We start from the raw sequence: 16,376 nt of genomic DNA, 5'->3' as shown, positions 1-16,376 counted from the left end.
TCCGCCGCCAGGCGGGGCGGATTTTTTTTGCCTGGGCGCCAGCCCGGGTGGCGCTTTCCTGTTCTATAGTCTCGGTTGTCTCGACTGGACATCATATGACTGATCGCTACGCCGTCATCGGCAACCCCATCGCCCAATCGAAGTCGCCGCTGCTGCACGCGGCGTTCGCGCGCCAGTGCGGCCACGATCTTCGCTATGACGCCATCCTGGCCGCGCCGGACGCGTTCCGCGAGACCGTGCTGGATTTCATCGCCGCCGGCGGGCGCGGCATGAACGTCACCGCGCCATTCAAGCTGGAGGCCGCCGGATTGGCCGACACGCTGACCGAGCGCGCGCGGGCGGCGGGGGCCGTCAACACGCTCAAATTCGGCCCCGAGGGTATCCTGGGCGACAACACCGATGGGGTCGGACTGGTCGGGGACATCCAGGACCGGCTGGGCGTGTCCCTGGCCGGGCGCCGGGTGCTCGTGATCGGCGCCGGCGGCGCGGCGCGCGGCATTTTGCTGCCGCTGCTGCGGGCCCGTCCTGCCGATGTGCTGGTGGTCAATCGCACCGCCGATCGCGCCCGTGACCTGGCCGACGCGATGGCGCCCTGGGGACGCATCCAGGGCGGGCCGCTGAGCGCGGCCGGCGGGCGCGAGTACGATGTGGTCATTCATGCGACCTCCGCCGGCCTGAACGCCGGCGAGGCGCCCGCAGTGGATTACCGGGTGGCGACCGGCGGTCTGGCCTACGACCTGGCCTACGGCGGGGACACCCCTTTCATGCGTCAGGCCCGCGATCGGGGTGCCTCCCGCGTGGTCGACGGCCTGGGCATGCTGGTTGGCCAGGCGGCCGAATCCTACCGCGTCTGGCGCGGCGTGCTACCCGACGTGCGACCCGTCCTGGAGCGGCTCAGACCGGCCTAACCCCATGGATGCGGATCGCCCCTCGGGGGTCTGGCTGGGACCACTGCTCATGTGCGTGGCCAGCCTGTTTTTTTCGTGCCTGGACACGGGCACCAAATACCTGACGGCTGGTTACCCGGTGACCCAGATCGTCTGGGTCCGCTACATGGCTCAGGCGCTGGCCGTCTTCCTGATCTTCCAGCCGCGCATGGGCCGCAGCCTGTTTCACGCCCATCGCTACGGTATCCAGCTGTTTCGCGGCCTGTGCCTGTGCTGCGGCAGTGTGATGGTGATCAATGGCCTGGCGCGGCTTCCCCTGGCCGAGACCACCGCCATCGTCTTCATGGCGCCGGTCATCATGACGCTGCTGTCCGGCCTGGTGCTGAAGGAAAAAGCCCGGCGCCTGGACTGGGTCGCCGTGGCCTGCGGTTTCGCGGGCGTGCTGATCATCGCCCGGCCGGGAGGCGGCCTGCTGACCTGGGCGATCCTGTTTCCGATCGGCTCGGCCGTCTGCAACGCGTGTTATCAGCTCGTCACCCGCGCCTCGCGCAGTTCCGAGCATCCCGCCACCAGCAATCTGTACACCGGTCTGATCGGCGCCCTGGTCCTGGCGCCCTGGGGGATCGCCGACTGGGCGCCCATGGCCTGGACTGACCTGACGCTGGTGATCGGGCTGGGCACGGTGGCCGCGCTGGGGCATCTGATCATGACCCATGCGCTGCTGCACGCGCCGGCCACGACGCTGGGACCGTACGGTTACACCCAGATCTTCTGGGCGACCCTGCTGGGCTGGCTGGCTTTTTCCAATGTGCCCGACGCCATGACCTGGCTGGGCATGCTGATTATCGCGACGGGAGGATTGCTGCTGTCGTCCGGACCTTTGTTACGCCATGGCGCCGCCGCCTGGCGCCGCCATGTCCACCGCGGCCCGTAGGCCCAGCAGGTAACTGTGGACGCCGAAGCCGCAGATCTGGCCGCGCACCACGGAGGCCAGCACTGACTCATGGCGGAAGGCCTCGCGCGCGTGGATATTGGACATGTGCACCTCGATGACGGGGATCCGCAGGACGGCGATGGCGTCGCGGATGCCGTAGCTGTAGTGCGTCCAGGCGCCGGCGTTGATCAGCACCGCGTCGGTGCCATCGGTGTGGGCGCGGTGGATGCGCTCGACCATTTCGCCTTCATGGTTGGTCTGAAAGCAGGCGAGCCCGGCGCCCAGTTCCCTGCCCAGCGCCTGCAGGCGCGCATCGATCTGCGCCAGGGTGAGCGAGCCGTACTGGGCCGGGTCGCGCTGGCCGAACATGTTCAGGTTGATGCCGTGCAGGACGAGGACGTTCATGGGGGGGCGGGGGATTGATGCAAACGCTCATGATAGTACGGAAAAGTCCGGAGCTTGAGCCCGGCGGCGGCTTGCGTGGCGGGGCCAATAACTCTTTGCTCCGCATGAACAAATCATGCTAAACTTCCTGGCTTGCTGGGTTAATGGCATCTGGTCGCGGTATGCGCCGCCGGTCTTGTGCCTGGTTTTATCGCCCCTGCAACACCCCGAAGGCATCGCCTTCACTGTGCAAGACCCGCTCTTTACGTCATTCGTTTCAGGCGGATTTTGCGCACACCGCCTGAAAATGCCCCCGCCGCCTCGCGCGGCCAGGCAGGCCCGGGCACTCTGAATATCGACGTAAACGTACGCAAGTACAAAGGATGCGTAAAGGTCATGCCTACCATTGCTCAACTGCTGCGCAAGCCGCGCCAAGTCAGTCGCGAGAGCAGCAAGAGCCCGGCGCTGGATAACTGCCCCCAGCGTCGCGGCGTCTGCACCCGTGTCTACACCACCACCCCGAAGAAGCCGAACTCCGCCCTGCGAAAGGTCGCCAAAGTGCGCCTGACCAACGGCTACGAGGTCATCTCCTACATCGGCGGCGAAGGCCACAATCTCCAGGAACACTCGGTGGTCCTGGTGCGTGGCGGCCGTGTGAAGGATCTTCCCGGTGTGCGCTACCACATCGTCCGCGGCTCCCTGGACCTGCAGGGCGTCAAGGATCGCAAACAGGCCCGTTCCAAGTACGGTGCCAAGCGCCCCAAGAAGTAATCCCCCCGTTTGTCAGCAGTCTCCGATCGTCCCAGATCGGCCGTGCAGCCGCAGCCATGGCGCTGTGGCACGTAAGTGGCTCTCCGGATGGAAGCCGTGGCCGCACAGGCGGCTCAACTGAATCGTCACAAGGAAACAGAAATGCCTCGTCGTCGCGAAGTACCGAAACGTGAAATCCTCCCCGATCCCAAATTTGGCAGTGTCGAGCTGGCCAAGTTCATGAACGTCGTCATGCTGTCCGGCAAGAAAGCCGTGGCGGAACGCATCGTGTACGGCGCCTTGGACCAGATCCAGGCCAAGACCGGGAAGGAACCCATCGAAGTCTTCAACACCGCCATTAACAACATCAAGCCGGTGGTCGAAGTCAAGTCCCGTCGCGTCGGCGGTGCCAACTACCAGGTGCCGGTCGAAGTGCGCCCCGTGCGCCGCCTGGCCCTGGCCATGCGCTGGCTGCGCGAAGCCGCGAAGAAGCGCGGCGAGAAGTCGATGGACCTGCGTCTCGCGGGCGAACTGATGGATGCCGCCGAAGGCCGCGGCGGCGCCATGAAGAAGCGCGAGGACACCCACAAGATGGCCGAGGCCAACAAGGCCTTCAGCCACTTCCGCTGGTAATCCAGCCGGTCAATCACCAGGAAACACATCATGGCCCGCAAAACACCCATCGAGCGCTATCGCAACATCGGTATTTCCGCGCACATCGACGCAGGGAAGACCACCACCACCGAGCGCATCCTGTTCTATACCGGCGTCAACCACAAGATTGGCGAAGTCCATGAAGGCGCGGCCACCATGGACTGGATGGAACAGGAACAGGAACGCGGCATCACCATCACGTCGGCGGCCACCACGGCCTTCTGGAGCGGGATGGAGCACCAGTACCCCGAACACCGCGTCAACATCATCGACACCCCGGGCCACGTCGACTTCACCATCGAAGTCGAACGCTCCATGCGTGTGCTCGACGGCGCCTGCATGGTGTATTGCGCCGTGGGTGGCGTGCAGCCGCAGTCCGAGACCGTGTGGCGCCAGGCCAACAAGTACGGCGTGCCCCGCCTGGCCTTCGTCAACAAGATGGACCGCACCGGCGCGAACTTCTTCAAGGTCTACGATCAGCTCAAGCTGCGCCTGAAGGCCAACCCCGTGCCCATCGTCATCCCCATCGGCGCGGAAGACAACTTCCAGGGCGTCATCGACCTGACCAAGATGAAGGCCATCATCTGGGACGAAGCCTCCCAGGGCACGAAATTCGAATACCAGGACATCCCGGCCGAACTCGTGGACAGCGCCAACGAATGGCATGAAAAGCTGATGGAATCGGCCGCCGAGGCCAACGAGGAACTGATGAACAAGTACCTCGAAACCGGCTCGCTGACCGAGCAGGAAATCGACAAGGGCATCCGCCTGCGCACGATTGCCTGCGAAATCCAGCCCATGCTGTGCGGCACCGCCTTCAAGAACAAGGGCGTGCAGCGCATGCTGGATGCCGTCATCGACTATCTGCCCTCTCCGGTGGACATCCCCCCGGTTCAGGGTACGGACGACGAAGGCAACGAAATCAGCCGCAAGGCCGACGACAAGGAAAAGCTGTCCGCCCTGGCGTTCAAGCTGATGACCGACCCGTTCGTGGGCCAGCTGACCTTCATTCGCGTGTATTCGGGCGTGCTGACCTCCGGCGACACCGTCTACAACCCGATCAAGGGCAAGAAAGAACGCATCGGCCGCATCCTGCAGATGCACGCCAACAACCGCGCCGAAATCAAGGAAGTGGTGGCGGGCGACATCGCGGCCGTCGTGGGCCTGAAGGAAGTCACCACCGGCGAAACCCTGTGCGACGTGGGCGACCACATCCTGCTGGAAAAGATGGAATTCCCCGAGCCCGTGATCTCCCAGGCCGTGGAACCCAAGTCCAAGGCCGACCAGGAAAAGATGGGCATCGCCCTGTCGCGCCTGGCTGCCGAGGATCCGTCCTTCCGCGTGCGCAGCGACGAAGAATCCGGCCAGACCATCATCTCCGGGATGGGCGAACTCCACCTCGAAGTGCTGGTCGATCGCATGAAGCGTGAATTCGGCGTCGAGGCCAATGTCGGCAAACCCCAGGTCGCCTACCGCGAAACGATCCGCAAGACCTGCGAGGAAATCGAAGGCAAGTTCGTCAAGCAGTCCGGCGGCCGCGGCCAGTACGGCCACGTCGTGCTCAAGCTCGAACCCCTGGAAGCGGGCGGCGGCTACGAATTCGTCGACGCCATCAAGGGCGGCGTGGTGCCGCGCGAGTTCATCCCCGCGGTGGACAAGGGCATCCAGGAAACCCTGCCTGCGGGCGTGGTGGCCGGCTATCCGGTCGTGGACGTCAAGGTCACGCTGTTCTTCGGTTCGTACCACGATGTGGACTCGAACGAAAACGCGTTCCGCATGGCGGCTTCGATGGCGTTCAAGGACGGCATGCGCAAGGCCAACCCGGTCCTGCTCGAGCCCATGATGCACGTCGAAGTCGAAACCCCGGAAGACTACGCCGGCACGGTGATGGGCGACCTGTCGTCCCGTCGCGGCATGGTCCAGGGCATGGACGACATCCCGGGCGGCGGCAAGACCATCAAGGCCGAAGTGCCCCTGGCCGAGATGTTCGGTTACGCGACCAGCCTGCGTTCGCAGACCCAGGGTCGCGCCACCTACACGATGGAATTCAAGCAGTACGCCGAGGCGCCGCGCAACGTCGCCGACGAAGTCATCGCCGCTCGCGGCAAGTAACACACGGCCCGGCCGGCATGGCCGGGCAACCACTTTTCATTTCCTAGGAAATACGGGATACATCATGGCAAAAGGCAAGTTTGAACGGACCAAACCGCACGTGAACGTGGGTACGATCGGCCACGTTGACCACGGCAAGACGACGCTGACGGCGGCGATCACGACGGTGCTGGCCAAGGCTGGCGGCGGCGAAGCGAAGGGCTACGACCAGATCGACAACGCGCCGGAAGAAAAGGCGCGCGGGATCACGATCAACACCTCGCACGTGGAATACGAGACGGCCAACCGTCACTACGCGCACGTGGACTGCCCGGGTCACGCGGACTATGTGAAGAACATGATCACGGGTGCGGCGCAGATGGACGGCGCGATCCTGGTGGTGTCGGCCGCCGACGGCCCGATGCCGCAGACGCGCGAGCACATTCTGTTGGCTCGCCAGGTGGGCGTGCCCTACATCATCGTGTTCCTGAACAAGTGCGACATGGTCGACGACGAGGAACTGCTGGAACTGGTCGAGATGGAAGTGCGTGAGCTTCTGTCGAAGTACGACTTCCCGGGCGACGACACGCCGATCGTGAAGGGTTCGGCCAAGCTGGCGCTGGAAGGCGACGAGGGTCCGCTGGGCTCGCAGGCGATCATGCAACTGGCCGAGGCGCTGGACAGCTACATCCCGACGCCGGAGCGCGCGGTCGACGGCACGTTCCTGATGCCTGTGGAAGACGTGTTCTCGATCTCGGGTCGCGGCACGGTGGTGACCGGCCGTATCGAGCGCGGGATCGTCAAGGTCGGTGAGGAAATCGAGATCGTGGGCATCCACGACACGGCCAAGACGACGTGCACGGGCGTTGAAATGTTCCGCAAGCTGCTGGACCAGGGTCAGGCGGGCGACAACGTGGGCATTCTGCTGCGCGGCACCAAGCGCGAGGAAGTCGAGCGCGGCCAGGTGCTGGCCAAGCCCGGCTCGATCCACCCGCACACGAACTTCACGGCCGAGGTGTACATTCTGTCCAAGGAAGAAGGCGGTCGTCACACGCCGTTCTTCAAGGGCTACCGTCCGCAGTTCTACTTCCGCACGACGGACGTGACCGGGACGATCGAACTGCCGGCCGACAAGGAAATGGTGCTGCCGGGCGACAACGTGTCGATGACGGTGAACCTGATCGCGCCGATCGCCATGGAAGAAGGCCTGCGTTTCGCCATCCGTGAAGGCGGCCGTACCGTGGGCGCCGGCGTCGTCGCCAAAATCATCAAGTAATTGATGGATCGGCGGGGGGATTCCCCCCGCCCCTCTCGTTCTTTAGGGATTCCCATGAAAAGCCAGAAAATCCGCATCCGCCTGAAGGCATTCGACTACAAGCTGATCGACCAGTCCGCCGCCGAGATCGTCGATACGGCCAAGCGCACCGGCGCCGTGGTTCGTGGTCCCGTGCCGCTGCCCACGCGCATCCGTCGTTACGATGTGCTGCGTTCGCCGCACGTCAACAAGACCTCGCGCGATCAGTTCGAGATGCGCACGCACCAGCGCCTGATGGACATCGTCGATCCCACCGACAAGACTGTGGACGCCCTGATGCGTCTGGATCTGCCGGCCGGCGTGGACGTCGAGATCGCCCTGCAGTAATCCCCGCCCGGGCCAACGTATGCGGCCCGTTCGGACGAAAGCGCCCTGTCATCTAGGCAGGGCGCTTTTTTCATGTTAAGATTTAGGGCTTCGTCGTCCATCTTGCTTGGTCAAGGGCGGGCGACGGGTATCACAGCCCCGGCCAATCGCAGTCGGGATCGAAAACTGTGGGGAAACACCCCCCGGAGAAAACAATGTCGAATTCGACACCTACGCCCGCCGCCTGGCGGCTCGGGCTCGTGGGGCGCAAGGTTGGCATGACCCGCATCTTCACCGAGGAAGGCGAGTCCGTCCCGGTCACGGTGCTGGACGTGTCCAACAACCGCGTCGCCCAGGTCAAGACGCCTGAAATCGACGGCTATGCGGCGGTCCAGCTTGCCTACGGCGAGCGTCGCGCCTCCCGCGTGGCCAAGGCCCAGGCCGGCCACTACGCCAAGGCCGGCATCGAAGCCGGTTCCATCCTGAAAGAATTCCGCCTGGATCCCGCCCGCGCCGCCGAATTCACGGCCGGCGCCGTGGTCGCCGTGGAATCCGTGTTCGAGGCCGGCCAGCAGGTCGACGTCACCGGCACCACCATCGGCAAGGGCTTCGCGGGCACGATCAAGCGCCACCACTTTGGTTCGCAGCGCGCTTCGCACGGCAACTCGCGTTCGCACCGCGTGCCGGGCTCCATCGGCCAGGCCCAGGATCCGGGCCGCATCTTCCCCGGCAAGAAAATGTCGGGCCACCTGGGTGATGTCACCCGCACCGTCCAGAATCTGGACATCGTGCGTGTGGACGCCGAGCGCGGCCTGCTGCTGGTGAAGGGCGCCGTCCCCGGCCACAAGAACGCCGACATCGTCGTGCGCCCCGCCGTCAAGGCGACGCCCAAGAAAGGAGCCTAATCATGGAACTCAAGCTCCTGAATGATCAGGGCCAGTCCTCGGCCACCGTGGCCGCCGCCGACGAAATCTTCGGCCGCGACTTCAACGAAGCCCTGGTGCACCAGATCGTCGTGGCCTACCAGGCCAATGCGCGCATGGGCAACCGTGCCCAGAAGAATCGCGAGACGGTCAAGCACTCCACCAAGAAGCCCTGGCGCCAGAAAGGCACCGGCCGCGCCCGTTCCGGGATGACTTCCTCGCCGATCTGGCGTGGGGGTGGCCGCGCCTTCCCGAACTCGCCGGATGAGAACTTCAGCCACAAGGTCAACAAGAAGATGTACCGCGCCGGTCTGCGCGCGATCTTCTCGCAGCTGGTCCGCGAGGACCGCCTGGCCGTGGTCGAAAGCTTCACCCTCGACGCCCCGAAGACCAAGCTGGCCGCGACCAAGCTCAAGGATCTGGGCATTGCCGAACCCGTCCTGATCATCACCGATGCCCTGGACGAAAACGTCTATCTCGCGACGCGCAACCTGCCCCACGTGGCGGTCATCGAAACGCGCTACGCCGATCCGCTGTCCCTGGTCCACTACAAGAAAGTGCTGATCACCAAGCCGGCGATCGCCCAACTCGAGGAGTTGCTGGGATGAATGCCGAACGTCTGATGCAAGTCATTCTGGCGCCCGTCGTGACCGAAAAGTCCACGATGATCGCCGAAAAGAACAACCAGGTCGCTTTCCGCGTCGTCGCCGACGCCACCAAGCCGGAAATCAAGGCCGCCATCGAACTGCTGTTCAAGGTCGAGGTCGAATCCGTGCAGGTTGCCAATCGCAAGGGCAAGGAAAAGCGCTTCGGCCGCTTCATGGGTCGTCGCCGCAACGAACGCAAGGCCTATGTCTCGCTCAAGGCCGGGCAGGAAATCGACTTTACGGAGGTGAACTAAATGCCGCTGGTAAAAGTCAAACCCACGTCCGCCGGTCGCCGTGGCATGATCAAGGTCGTGCACCCTGAACTGCACAAGGGTCCGGGCTACGCCCCCCTGCTGGAACCGCAATCGCGCAATTCCGGCCGCAACAACAATGGCCACATCACCGTGCGCCATCGTGGCGGCGGTCACAAGCAGCACTATCGCGTCGTCGATTTCCGTCGCAACAAGGACGGCATCGTCGCCCGCGTCGAGCGCCTGGAATACGACCCGAACCGCACGGCGCACATCGCCCTGCTGTGTTACGCCGACGGCGAGCGTCGCTACATCATCGCCCCGCGCGGCCTGGAAGTCGGCGCCACGGTCGTTTCCGGCCTGGAAGCGCCGATCCGCGCCGGCAACACGCTGCCCATCCGCGCCATTCCGGTGGGTTCCACCATCCACTGCATCGAAATGCAGCCGGGCAAGGGCGCGCAACTGGCCCGCTCGGCCGGCGCGTCCGCCGTGCTGATGGCCCGCGAAGGCGTCTACGCCCAGGTCCGCCTGCGTTCCGGCGAAGTCCGCCGCGTCCACATCGACTGCCGCGCCACCATCGGTGAAGTCGGCAACGGCGACCACAGCCTGCGCCAGATCGGCAAGGCCGGCGCGGTGCGCTGGCGCGGTGTGCGCCCGACGGTCCGTGGCGTCGCCATGAACCCGGTGGATCACCCGCATGGCGGCGGTGAAGGCCGCACCGGCGAAGGCCGCGAACCCGTCAGCCCGTGGGGTACTCCCGCCAAGGGCTACCGGACCCGTCGTAACAAGCGGACGGACAATATGATTGTCTCTCGCCGCAAGCGCAAATAAGGGGCGAACACTATGTCACGTTCGATCAAGAAAGGCCCGTTCGTCGATGCGCATCTGATCAAGAAGGTCGATGCCGCCGTCGGGGGCAAAGAAAAGAAGCCGATCAAGACCTGGTCGCGCCGATCCACCATTCTGCCCGAATTCATCGGGCTGACGATTGCCGTGCACAACGGCCACCAGCACGTTCCCGTCTACATCAACGAGAACATGGTCGGCCACAAGCTCGGTGAATTCGCCCTGACGCGCACCTTCAAGGGGCACGCGGCGGACAAGAAGTCCAAGAGGTAAGCCATGGAAACTACCGCAGTCATCCGCGGCGTCCATATTTCCGCGCAGAAGACCCGCCTGGTGGCGGACCTGATCCGTGGGAAGTCCGTGGCGCACGCCCTCAACATCCTGACGTTCAGCCCCAAGAAGGCCGCCGGCATCCTGAAAAAGGCGCTGGAATCGGCCATCGCCAATGCCGAACACAATGATGGCGCCGACATCGACGAACTGAAGGTCACCACGATCTTCGTCGACAAGGCCCAATCGATGAAGCGGTTCTCCGCGCGCGCCAAGGGCCGCGGCAACCGCATCGAAAAGCAGACCTGCCACATCGTGGTCAAGGTCGGGGCGTAAGGAGTCGCAATGGGACAGAAAATTCACCCGATTGGGTTCCGCCTCGCGGTCAACCACAACTGGACTTCTCGCTGGTATGCGAACGACAAGGTCTACGGCGGCATGCTCGCCGAGGACATCCGCGTGCGCGAATACCTGAAGAAGAAACTCAAATCCGCTTCCGTGGGCCGCGTCATCATCGAACGCCCCGCCAAGAACGCCCGCATCACCGTGTACTCGGCCCGTCCGGGCGTGGTGATCGGTCGTCGCGGCGAGGACATCGAAACGCTGAAGGCCGACCTGCAGCGCCTGATGGGCGTGCCCGTGCACGTCAACATCGAGGAAATCCGCAAGCCGGAAACCGACGCGCAACTGATCGCCGACTCGATCACTCAGCAGCTCGAAAAGCGCATCATGTTCCGCCGCGCCATGAAGCGCGCCATGCAGAACGCCATGCGCCTGGGCGCCCAGGGCATCAAGATCATGTCCTCGGGCCGTCTGAACGGCATCGAGATCGCCCGCACCGAATGGTACCGCGAAGGCCGTGTGCCCCTGCACACCCTGCGCGCGAACATCGACTACGGCTTCTCGGAAGCGCAGACGACCTACGGGATCATCGGCGTCAAGGTCTGGGTCTACAAGGGCGACATGCTGCCCAACGGCGAAATGCCCCCGGAAACCGCCGCCCCGCGTGACGAAGAGCGTCGTCCGCGCCGCGCGCCGCGTGGCGATCGTCCCGGCCGTCCCGGCGACAACCGCGGCCGTGGCCGTGGCCCGCGCCGCGATGCGGCTTCGGCCGCTCCGGCGTCTGAAGGAGAATAAAACATGCTGTCACCCTCTCGCAGGAAGTACCGCAAGGAACAGAAGGGCCGCAACACCGGCCTGGCCACGCGCGGCGCCCAGGTTTCCTTCGGCGAGTTCGGTCTGAAGGCCACCGGTCGTGGCCGCCTGACCGCCCGCCAGATCGAGGCCGCCCGTCGTGCCATCAACCGTCACATCAAGCGCGGCGGCCGTATCTGGATCCGGATCTTTCCGGACAAGCCCATCTCGCAGAAGCCCGCCGAAGTCCGGATGGGTAACGGCAAGGGCAACCCGGAATACTGGGTCGCGGAAATTCAACCCGGCAAGGTGCTGTACGAAATGGAAGGCGTGAGCGAAGAACTCGCCCGTGAAGCCTTCCGCCTGGCCGCCGCCAAGCTGCCCATCAGCACGACCTTCGTGTCGCGCCGCGTGGGCGCCTAGGAGAGATCAGGATATGAAAGCCAGTGAACTGCGCGCCAAGGACGCCGCCGGGCTCCAGACCGAGCTCGAGAGCCTGCTGAAGGCACACTTCAACCTGCGTATGCAGCGTGCCACCCAGCAGCTTTCCAACACCAGCCAGTTGGGCAAGGTGCGTCGCGACATCGCGCGCATCCGCACCATCATGACTGAGAACGCAGGAAAGTAACATGACCACCGAAACCCAGAAAGACACCGCCAAGCGTCAGCGTACGCTGGTCGGCAAGGTCGTCAGCAACAAGATGGACAAGTCCGTCGTCGTCAGCGTCCAGACCCGTGTCAAGCACCCCGTGCTGGGCAAATTCGTCAACCGCACCGCGAAGTACAAGGCGCATGACGAATCCAACCAGTACAACGAAGGCGACACCGTCGAAATCGCCGAAGGCCGCCCCATCTCCAAGACCAAGTCCTGGACGGTGGTGCGCCTGGTCGAGGCCGTGCGCATCATCTGATGCCGCGCCCGGCGGCGGATTCGTCCTCCGCCGGCCATCGATCCCGCATGGTTGCCGCCATGCGCCCCGGACCCCGCCTTCGCGCGGGGTCCGTTCATTTCCGCGGCGGCCGGACGACGTCCGCGCCAGGAAGACTCGCGGATTCCTGTAGCATGATGGCTTTCGCTAAGTAGGGCCTCCGTCATGGACATCACCTGTTTCGACGATCTCCTGCAGGCGGCGCGCCTGCAACCCGAACCGCAGCGCCTGCTGTTCGTCTTTGCCGCCAGCACCGTGCCCGATGACGCCACGCCTGAACAGAAGGCCAGCCATGCCCGGGGCGAAGGCGGTGAACTCACGCCGATCCTGTGCGTGGACAAGACGCCTGGCGAACTGGGGTCGTTCGATGCGCTGGCCGAGGAATCGCGCCGCACCGGCCAGGACTGGCACGTCGTGTTCGTGGCCGCCATGGCCGACCAGTCGGCCTATCTGCCGGACAACAAGGACGTCGACCAGGCTTTTCAGCGCATGACGCAGATGATCAAGTACGGCACCATCGGCGCACTGCTGGCCTTCGATCGTGCCGGCGAACCGATCGTATTCGGCGCCGCCTGATGCGTTCCGTCATGAAACCATTCCGTGTGCGCTGGTTCGGCCTGGTCCTGGCCGGCCTGCTGGCCGCCTGCTCCACCCCCCAGCGGTCCGGCCCGTCCGTGGCGCCGGCGGCGCCCGTCACCCGCGCGGCCGCCGCGGCTTACAACGCCGGCCTGGATATCTTCCATCCTGTGGCCGCACGTCACGGGATGGTGGTCTCGGAACAGGCACTGGCCTCGCGCGCCGGCCTGGAGATGCTGCGGGCCGGCGGCAACGCTGTCGACGCGGCGGTGGCGGTGGGTTTCGCCTTGGCGGTGACGTTGCCCAACGCGGGCAACCTGGGCGGTGGCGGGTTCATGATGGTGCACGAGGCGCACGGCGGCCGCGATCATGCGCTGGACTTCCGCGAGACGGCACCCATGGGGGCGGCGCGCGACATGTATCTGGACGCGCGCGGCGAGGTCGTGGACGGACGATCGCTGTACACGCACCAGGCGGTGGGCGTGCCGGGAACCGTGGCCGGCCTGACGCACGCGCTGGAGCGCTGGGGTTCGCTGCCCCTGTCCCAGGTCATGGCCCCCGCGATCCGGCTGGCTGAACAAGGCTATCCGGTCAGTCCCACCCTGGCTGGCGCCCTGGCACGGAGCGCTGGGCCCATGGGCCGCTGGCCGGCGACGCGCGCGATTTTCTGGCGCGACGGGCGTCCGCTGCGGGCGGGCGAGCACCTGGTCCAGCGCGATCTGGCGCGTTCCCTGCGCCTGATCGCACACCATGGGGCCGATGCGTTCTATCGGGGGCCGATCGGGGCTGGCCTCGCCGCCGAAATGGCGCGTCACGACGGGCTGATCACTGCGCGCGACCTGGAGGCCTACCGTGCCGTCGAACGCCCGCCCATTGTGGCTGAATATCGTGGTTACCGGATCGTGACCATGCCGCCGCCCAGCTCCGGGGGCGTGCATCTGGCGCAGATCCTGAACATGATCGAACCCTGGCCCCTCGCGCAATGGGGGGCGGGCGGCGCGCAGACGATGCACCACATGGCCGAGGCCATGAAGCTGGCCTACGCCGATCGCGCGCAATACCTGGGGGATACGGATTTCGTGGATGTGCCCGTGGCCGGCCTGGTTTCCAAGGCCTACGCACGGCACCTGGCCGCCGGTATCGCGCCGGATCGCGCACGGCCGGCCACCGACATCCGGCCAGGACGCCCGCAGCCCTATGAAAGCGATCAGACCACGCATTTTTCCGTGGCGGACGCGGCGGGCAATGCGGTGGCCGTCACCTATACGCTGAACACGAATTTCGGCAGCGGGATCGTGGCCGCCGGCACCGGGATCCTGCTGAACAACGAAATGGACGATTTCTCCGCCAAGCCGGGCGTGGCCAATGTCTACGGGCTGATCGGCGCCGAGGCCAACGCCATCCAGCCCGGCAAGCGGCCGCTGTCGTCCATGACGCCCACGATCGTGCTGCGCGATGGCCAGCCCTGGCTGGTGACTGGCAGCCCGGGCGGCGCGCGCATCATCACCACGGTGCTCGAGACCGTCGTCGACGCGATCGACTTCGGCATGAATCCGGCCGAAGCGGCCGCGCAGCCGCGTTTCCATCATCAGTGGCAACCCGATGAGCTCCGGGTGGAAAAGGGCTTCAGTCCCGACACACTGGCGCTGTTGCGCCGCTACGGACACCACGTCGTGGTCAAGCCGACGATGGGCAAGACACAGACCATCCTCATCCGTGACGGCATGCTGTACGGCGCCTCGGACCCGCGCAACCCGGACGGTGCCGCCCTGGGCTACTGAGGCAACCGCCGTCAGGCGGGTTGCTTGTCCTCTTCGCGGCGCAGTTCCTTGCGCAGGATCTTGCCTACATTGCTGCGCGGCAGGTCCTCGCGGAATTCCACGAACTTCGGCACCTTGTAGCCCGTCAGCAGCTTGCGGCAATGGGCGATCACATCGGCCTCGGTCAGGTTGGGGTCCTTGCGGATCACGTAGAGCTTGACGACCTCGCCGGAAGCGCCGCCGGGCACGCCGATGGCGGCGGCCTCCAGGATGCCGGGGTGCTCGATGGCGGCTGCCTCGACTTCGTTCGGGTAGACGTTGAAGCCCGACACCAGGATCATGTCCTTTTTGCGGTCCAGCAGGAACACGAAGCCCTTGTCGTTCATGTAGCCGATGTCGCCCGTCAGCAGCCAGCCGTCCGCGTCAAAAACCTTGGCGGTTTCCTCGGGACGGTTCCAGTAGCCGGCCGTCACCTGCGGACCCTTGACGCAGATCTCGCCCGATTCGCCGATCGCCATGGCGCGGTTGTCGTTGCGAACGGAGACGTCCGTGGACGGCACCGGCAGGCCGATCGAACCGTTGAAGTCGACCTTGTCGAGCGGATTGATGGTGACGGCGGGCGAGGTTTCCGTCAGGCCGTAGGCCTGGGCGATGGGCTTGCCCGTGGTCTTCAGCCAGCGTGCCGCGATGGCCTCCTGGACGGCCATGCCTCCACCCAGCGTGATGTTCAGCCCGCTGAAGTCCAGCTTGGCGAAATCGGGATTGTTCAGCAGGGCGTTGAAGAGCGTGTTCACCCCCGTCAGGGCGGTGAACCGGGTTTTGCCCAGTTCCTTGACAAAGCCGGGGATGTCGCGCGGATTGACGATCAGCAGGTTGCTGGCGCCCAGCCGCATGAAGGTCAGGCAGTTCGCCGTCAAGGCGAAGATATGGTAGAGGGGGAGCGCCGTCACGATGCATTCGCGGTCGCCCTGGCAGTAGGGCCGCACCCAGGCATAGGCCTGGCAGACGTTGGACACCAGGTTGCCGTGGCTCAGCATGGCGCCCTTGGCCACGCCCGTGGTGCCGCCGGTGTATTGCAGCGCCGCCAGGTCGGCATGCGTCAGCGTGGGACGGTGATAGGGCGCGCGGGCGCCTTCGGCCAGCGCGTCGCCCAGACGCACGGCGCCCGGGATGTGCCAGGCGGGCACCATTTTTTTGACGTGGCGAACCACCAGGTCGGTGATCAGACCCTTGGGAAAGCCCAGCAGTTCGCCCAGCGAGGTGACCACCACGCGTTTCACCTGAGTGTCCTGCATCGCCTCTTGCAGCGTATGGGCGAAGTTTTCCGCCACCACCACCGTGGAAGCACCGGAATCGCTCAGTTGGTGGTGCAGTTCGTGCGCCGTGTAGAGCGGGTTGGTGTTGACCACCACCGCGCCCGCCATCAGCGTGCCGAACAGGCAGATCGGGTATTGCAGCAGATTGGGCATCATCAGCGCGACGCGGTCGCCCTTGGCAACCCCCTGGGACTGCAGCCAGGCCGCGAAGGCCCGGGCCTTGTCCAGCGTCTGCGCGTAAGTCAGGGACGCACCCATGCTGATGTAGGCCGTGTTGCCGGCATACCGCTCGCAGCTCTGCTCGAACAGGTCGGCCAGCGAAGCATAGGCGGCGGCCTGATCGGTGATGTCAGCCGGCACGCCTTCGGGGTAGTGTTCCAGCCAGATGCGTTCCATGATGCGG

The 16,376-nt window shown here is 65.1% G+C and carries 21 protein-coding genes; 19 read left to right on the top strand and 2 right to left on the bottom strand.

Annotated elements, in window-relative coordinates:
• Positions 1-65 precede the first annotated feature (65 nt).
• Complete coding sequence (aroE, locus tag O4H32_RS01735) at positions 66-908, top strand: shikimate dehydrogenase (RefSeq protein WP_407932600.1); 843 nt, start codon at positions 66-68, stop codon at positions 906-908.
• 4 nt (positions 909-912) lie between these two features.
• Positions 913-1,821 carry a DMT family transporter gene (locus tag O4H32_RS01730; protein ID WP_269356112.1) on the top strand — a complete coding sequence of 303 codons (909 nt, stop codon included), beginning with the start codon at positions 913-915 and terminating at the stop codon, positions 1,819-1,821.
• On the opposite strand, the gene aroQ is transcribed toward O4H32_RS01730, so the two are convergent.
• Positions 1,771-2,226: a type II 3-dehydroquinate dehydratase gene (gene aroQ, locus O4H32_RS01725; RefSeq protein WP_269356110.1), complete on the bottom strand. Its 456-nt coding sequence runs from the start codon at positions 2,224-2,226 to the stop codon at positions 1,771-1,773. The genes O4H32_RS01730 and aroQ overlap by 51 nt on opposite strands.
• Positions 2,227-2,601: 375 nt before the next feature.
• Between aroQ and rpsL the strand changes: the two genes are divergently transcribed.
• The 17 genes from rpsL to ggt all read left to right on the top strand — a co-directional run bounded on the left by rpsL (position 2,602) and on the right by ggt (position 14,678).
• Positions 2,602-2,976, top strand: a complete 375-nt coding sequence (rpsL, locus tag O4H32_RS01720; protein ID WP_043679020.1) for a 30S ribosomal protein S12 — start codon at positions 2,602-2,604, stop codon at positions 2,974-2,976.
• Positions 2,977-3,117: 141 nt separating this feature from the next.
• On the top strand, positions 3,118-3,588 hold the full coding sequence (gene rpsG / locus O4H32_RS01715) for a 30S ribosomal protein S7 (RefSeq protein WP_269356106.1): 471 nt from the start codon (positions 3,118-3,120) through the stop codon (positions 3,586-3,588).
• A 30-nt stretch (positions 3,589-3,618) separates the two neighbouring features.
• Positions 3,619-5,721 (top strand): elongation factor G, encoded by a 2,103-nt coding sequence (fusA, locus tag O4H32_RS01710; protein WP_269356104.1) that lies wholly within the window; start codon positions 3,619-3,621, stop codon positions 5,719-5,721.
• 64 nt (positions 5,722-5,785) lie between these two features.
• Positions 5,786-6,976: an elongation factor Tu gene (gene tuf, locus O4H32_RS01705; protein ID WP_269356102.1), complete on the top strand. Its 1,191-nt coding sequence runs from the start codon at positions 5,786-5,788 to the stop codon at positions 6,974-6,976.
• A 54-nt stretch (positions 6,977-7,030) separates the two neighbouring features.
• The gene (gene rpsJ / locus O4H32_RS01700; protein WP_043679008.1) at positions 7,031-7,342 is read left to right on the top strand and encodes a 30S ribosomal protein S10; all 312 of its coding nucleotides are present in this window, start codon (positions 7,031-7,033) and stop codon (positions 7,340-7,342) included.
• A 194-nt stretch (positions 7,343-7,536) separates the two neighbouring features.
• On the top strand, positions 7,537-8,226 hold the full coding sequence (rplC, locus tag O4H32_RS01695; RefSeq protein ID WP_269356100.1) for a 50S ribosomal protein L3: 690 nt from the start codon (positions 7,537-7,539) through the stop codon (positions 8,224-8,226).
• Positions 8,227-8,228: 2 nt separating this feature from the next.
• Positions 8,229-8,852 (top strand): 50S ribosomal protein L4, encoded by a 624-nt coding sequence (rplD, locus tag O4H32_RS01690; protein WP_269356098.1) that lies wholly within the window; start codon positions 8,229-8,231, stop codon positions 8,850-8,852.
• Positions 8,849-9,145: a 50S ribosomal protein L23 gene (gene rplW, locus O4H32_RS01685; RefSeq protein ID WP_269356096.1), complete on the top strand. Its 297-nt coding sequence runs from the start codon at positions 8,849-8,851 to the stop codon at positions 9,143-9,145. The genes rplD and rplW overlap by 4 nt, the downstream gene beginning before the upstream one ends.
• A complete protein-coding gene (rplB, locus tag O4H32_RS01680) occupies positions 9,146-9,973 on the top strand; it encodes a 50S ribosomal protein L2 (protein ID WP_269356094.1) in 828 nt (275 codons plus the stop codon). It abuts the gene before it with no gap.
• A gap of 12 nt (positions 9,974-9,985) precedes the next feature.
• On the top strand, positions 9,986-10,261 hold the full coding sequence (rpsS, locus tag O4H32_RS01675) for a 30S ribosomal protein S19 (protein ID WP_269356093.1): 276 nt from the start codon (positions 9,986-9,988) through the stop codon (positions 10,259-10,261).
• Positions 10,262-10,264: 3 nt separating this feature from the next.
• On the top strand, positions 10,265-10,594 hold the full coding sequence (gene rplV / locus O4H32_RS01670) for a 50S ribosomal protein L22 (protein ID WP_269356091.1): 330 nt from the start codon (positions 10,265-10,267) through the stop codon (positions 10,592-10,594).
• 9 nt (positions 10,595-10,603) lie between these two features.
• Positions 10,604-11,395 (top strand): 30S ribosomal protein S3, encoded by a 792-nt coding sequence (rpsC, locus tag O4H32_RS01665; RefSeq protein ID WP_269356090.1) that lies wholly within the window; start codon positions 10,604-10,606, stop codon positions 11,393-11,395.
• A gap of 3 nt (positions 11,396-11,398) precedes the next feature.
• A complete protein-coding gene (rplP, locus tag O4H32_RS01660) occupies positions 11,399-11,815 on the top strand; it encodes a 50S ribosomal protein L16 (RefSeq protein ID WP_269356089.1) in 417 nt (138 codons plus the stop codon).
• Positions 11,816-11,828: 13 nt separating this feature from the next.
• The gene (gene rpmC / locus O4H32_RS01655; protein WP_269356087.1) at positions 11,829-12,020 is read left to right on the top strand and encodes a 50S ribosomal protein L29; all 192 of its coding nucleotides are present in this window, start codon (positions 11,829-11,831) and stop codon (positions 12,018-12,020) included.
• A gap of 1 nt (position 12,021) precedes the next feature.
• A complete protein-coding gene (gene rpsQ, locus O4H32_RS01650; protein WP_269356086.1) occupies positions 12,022-12,303 on the top strand; it encodes a 30S ribosomal protein S17 in 282 nt (93 codons plus the stop codon).
• Between the two features lie 183 nt (positions 12,304-12,486).
• Positions 12,487-12,897 carry a ribonucleotide reductase subunit alpha gene (locus O4H32_RS01645; protein WP_269356084.1) on the top strand — a complete coding sequence of 137 codons (411 nt, stop codon included), beginning with the start codon at positions 12,487-12,489 and terminating at the stop codon, positions 12,895-12,897.
• Between the two features lie 11 nt (positions 12,898-12,908).
• On the top strand, positions 12,909-14,678 hold the full coding sequence (gene ggt, locus O4H32_RS01640; protein ID WP_269356083.1) for a gamma-glutamyltransferase: 1,770 nt from the start codon (positions 12,909-12,911) through the stop codon (positions 14,676-14,678).
• Between the two features lie 11 nt (positions 14,679-14,689).
• On the opposite strand, the gene O4H32_RS01635 is transcribed toward ggt, so the two are convergent.
• Positions 14,690-16,369, bottom strand: a complete 1,680-nt coding sequence (locus O4H32_RS01635; RefSeq protein WP_269356082.1) for an AMP-binding protein — start codon at positions 16,367-16,369, stop codon at positions 14,690-14,692.
• Between the last annotated feature and the right edge of the window lie 7 nt (positions 16,370-16,376).

The organism is Castellaniella denitrificans, from assembly GCF_027214045.1.
GTDB lineage: Bacteria > Pseudomonadota > Gammaproteobacteria > Burkholderiales > Burkholderiaceae_B > Castellaniella > Castellaniella denitrificans_A.
Note: the sequence above shows the minus strand (reverse complement) of the source record. Positions and strands in the feature narration are given on the sequence as shown.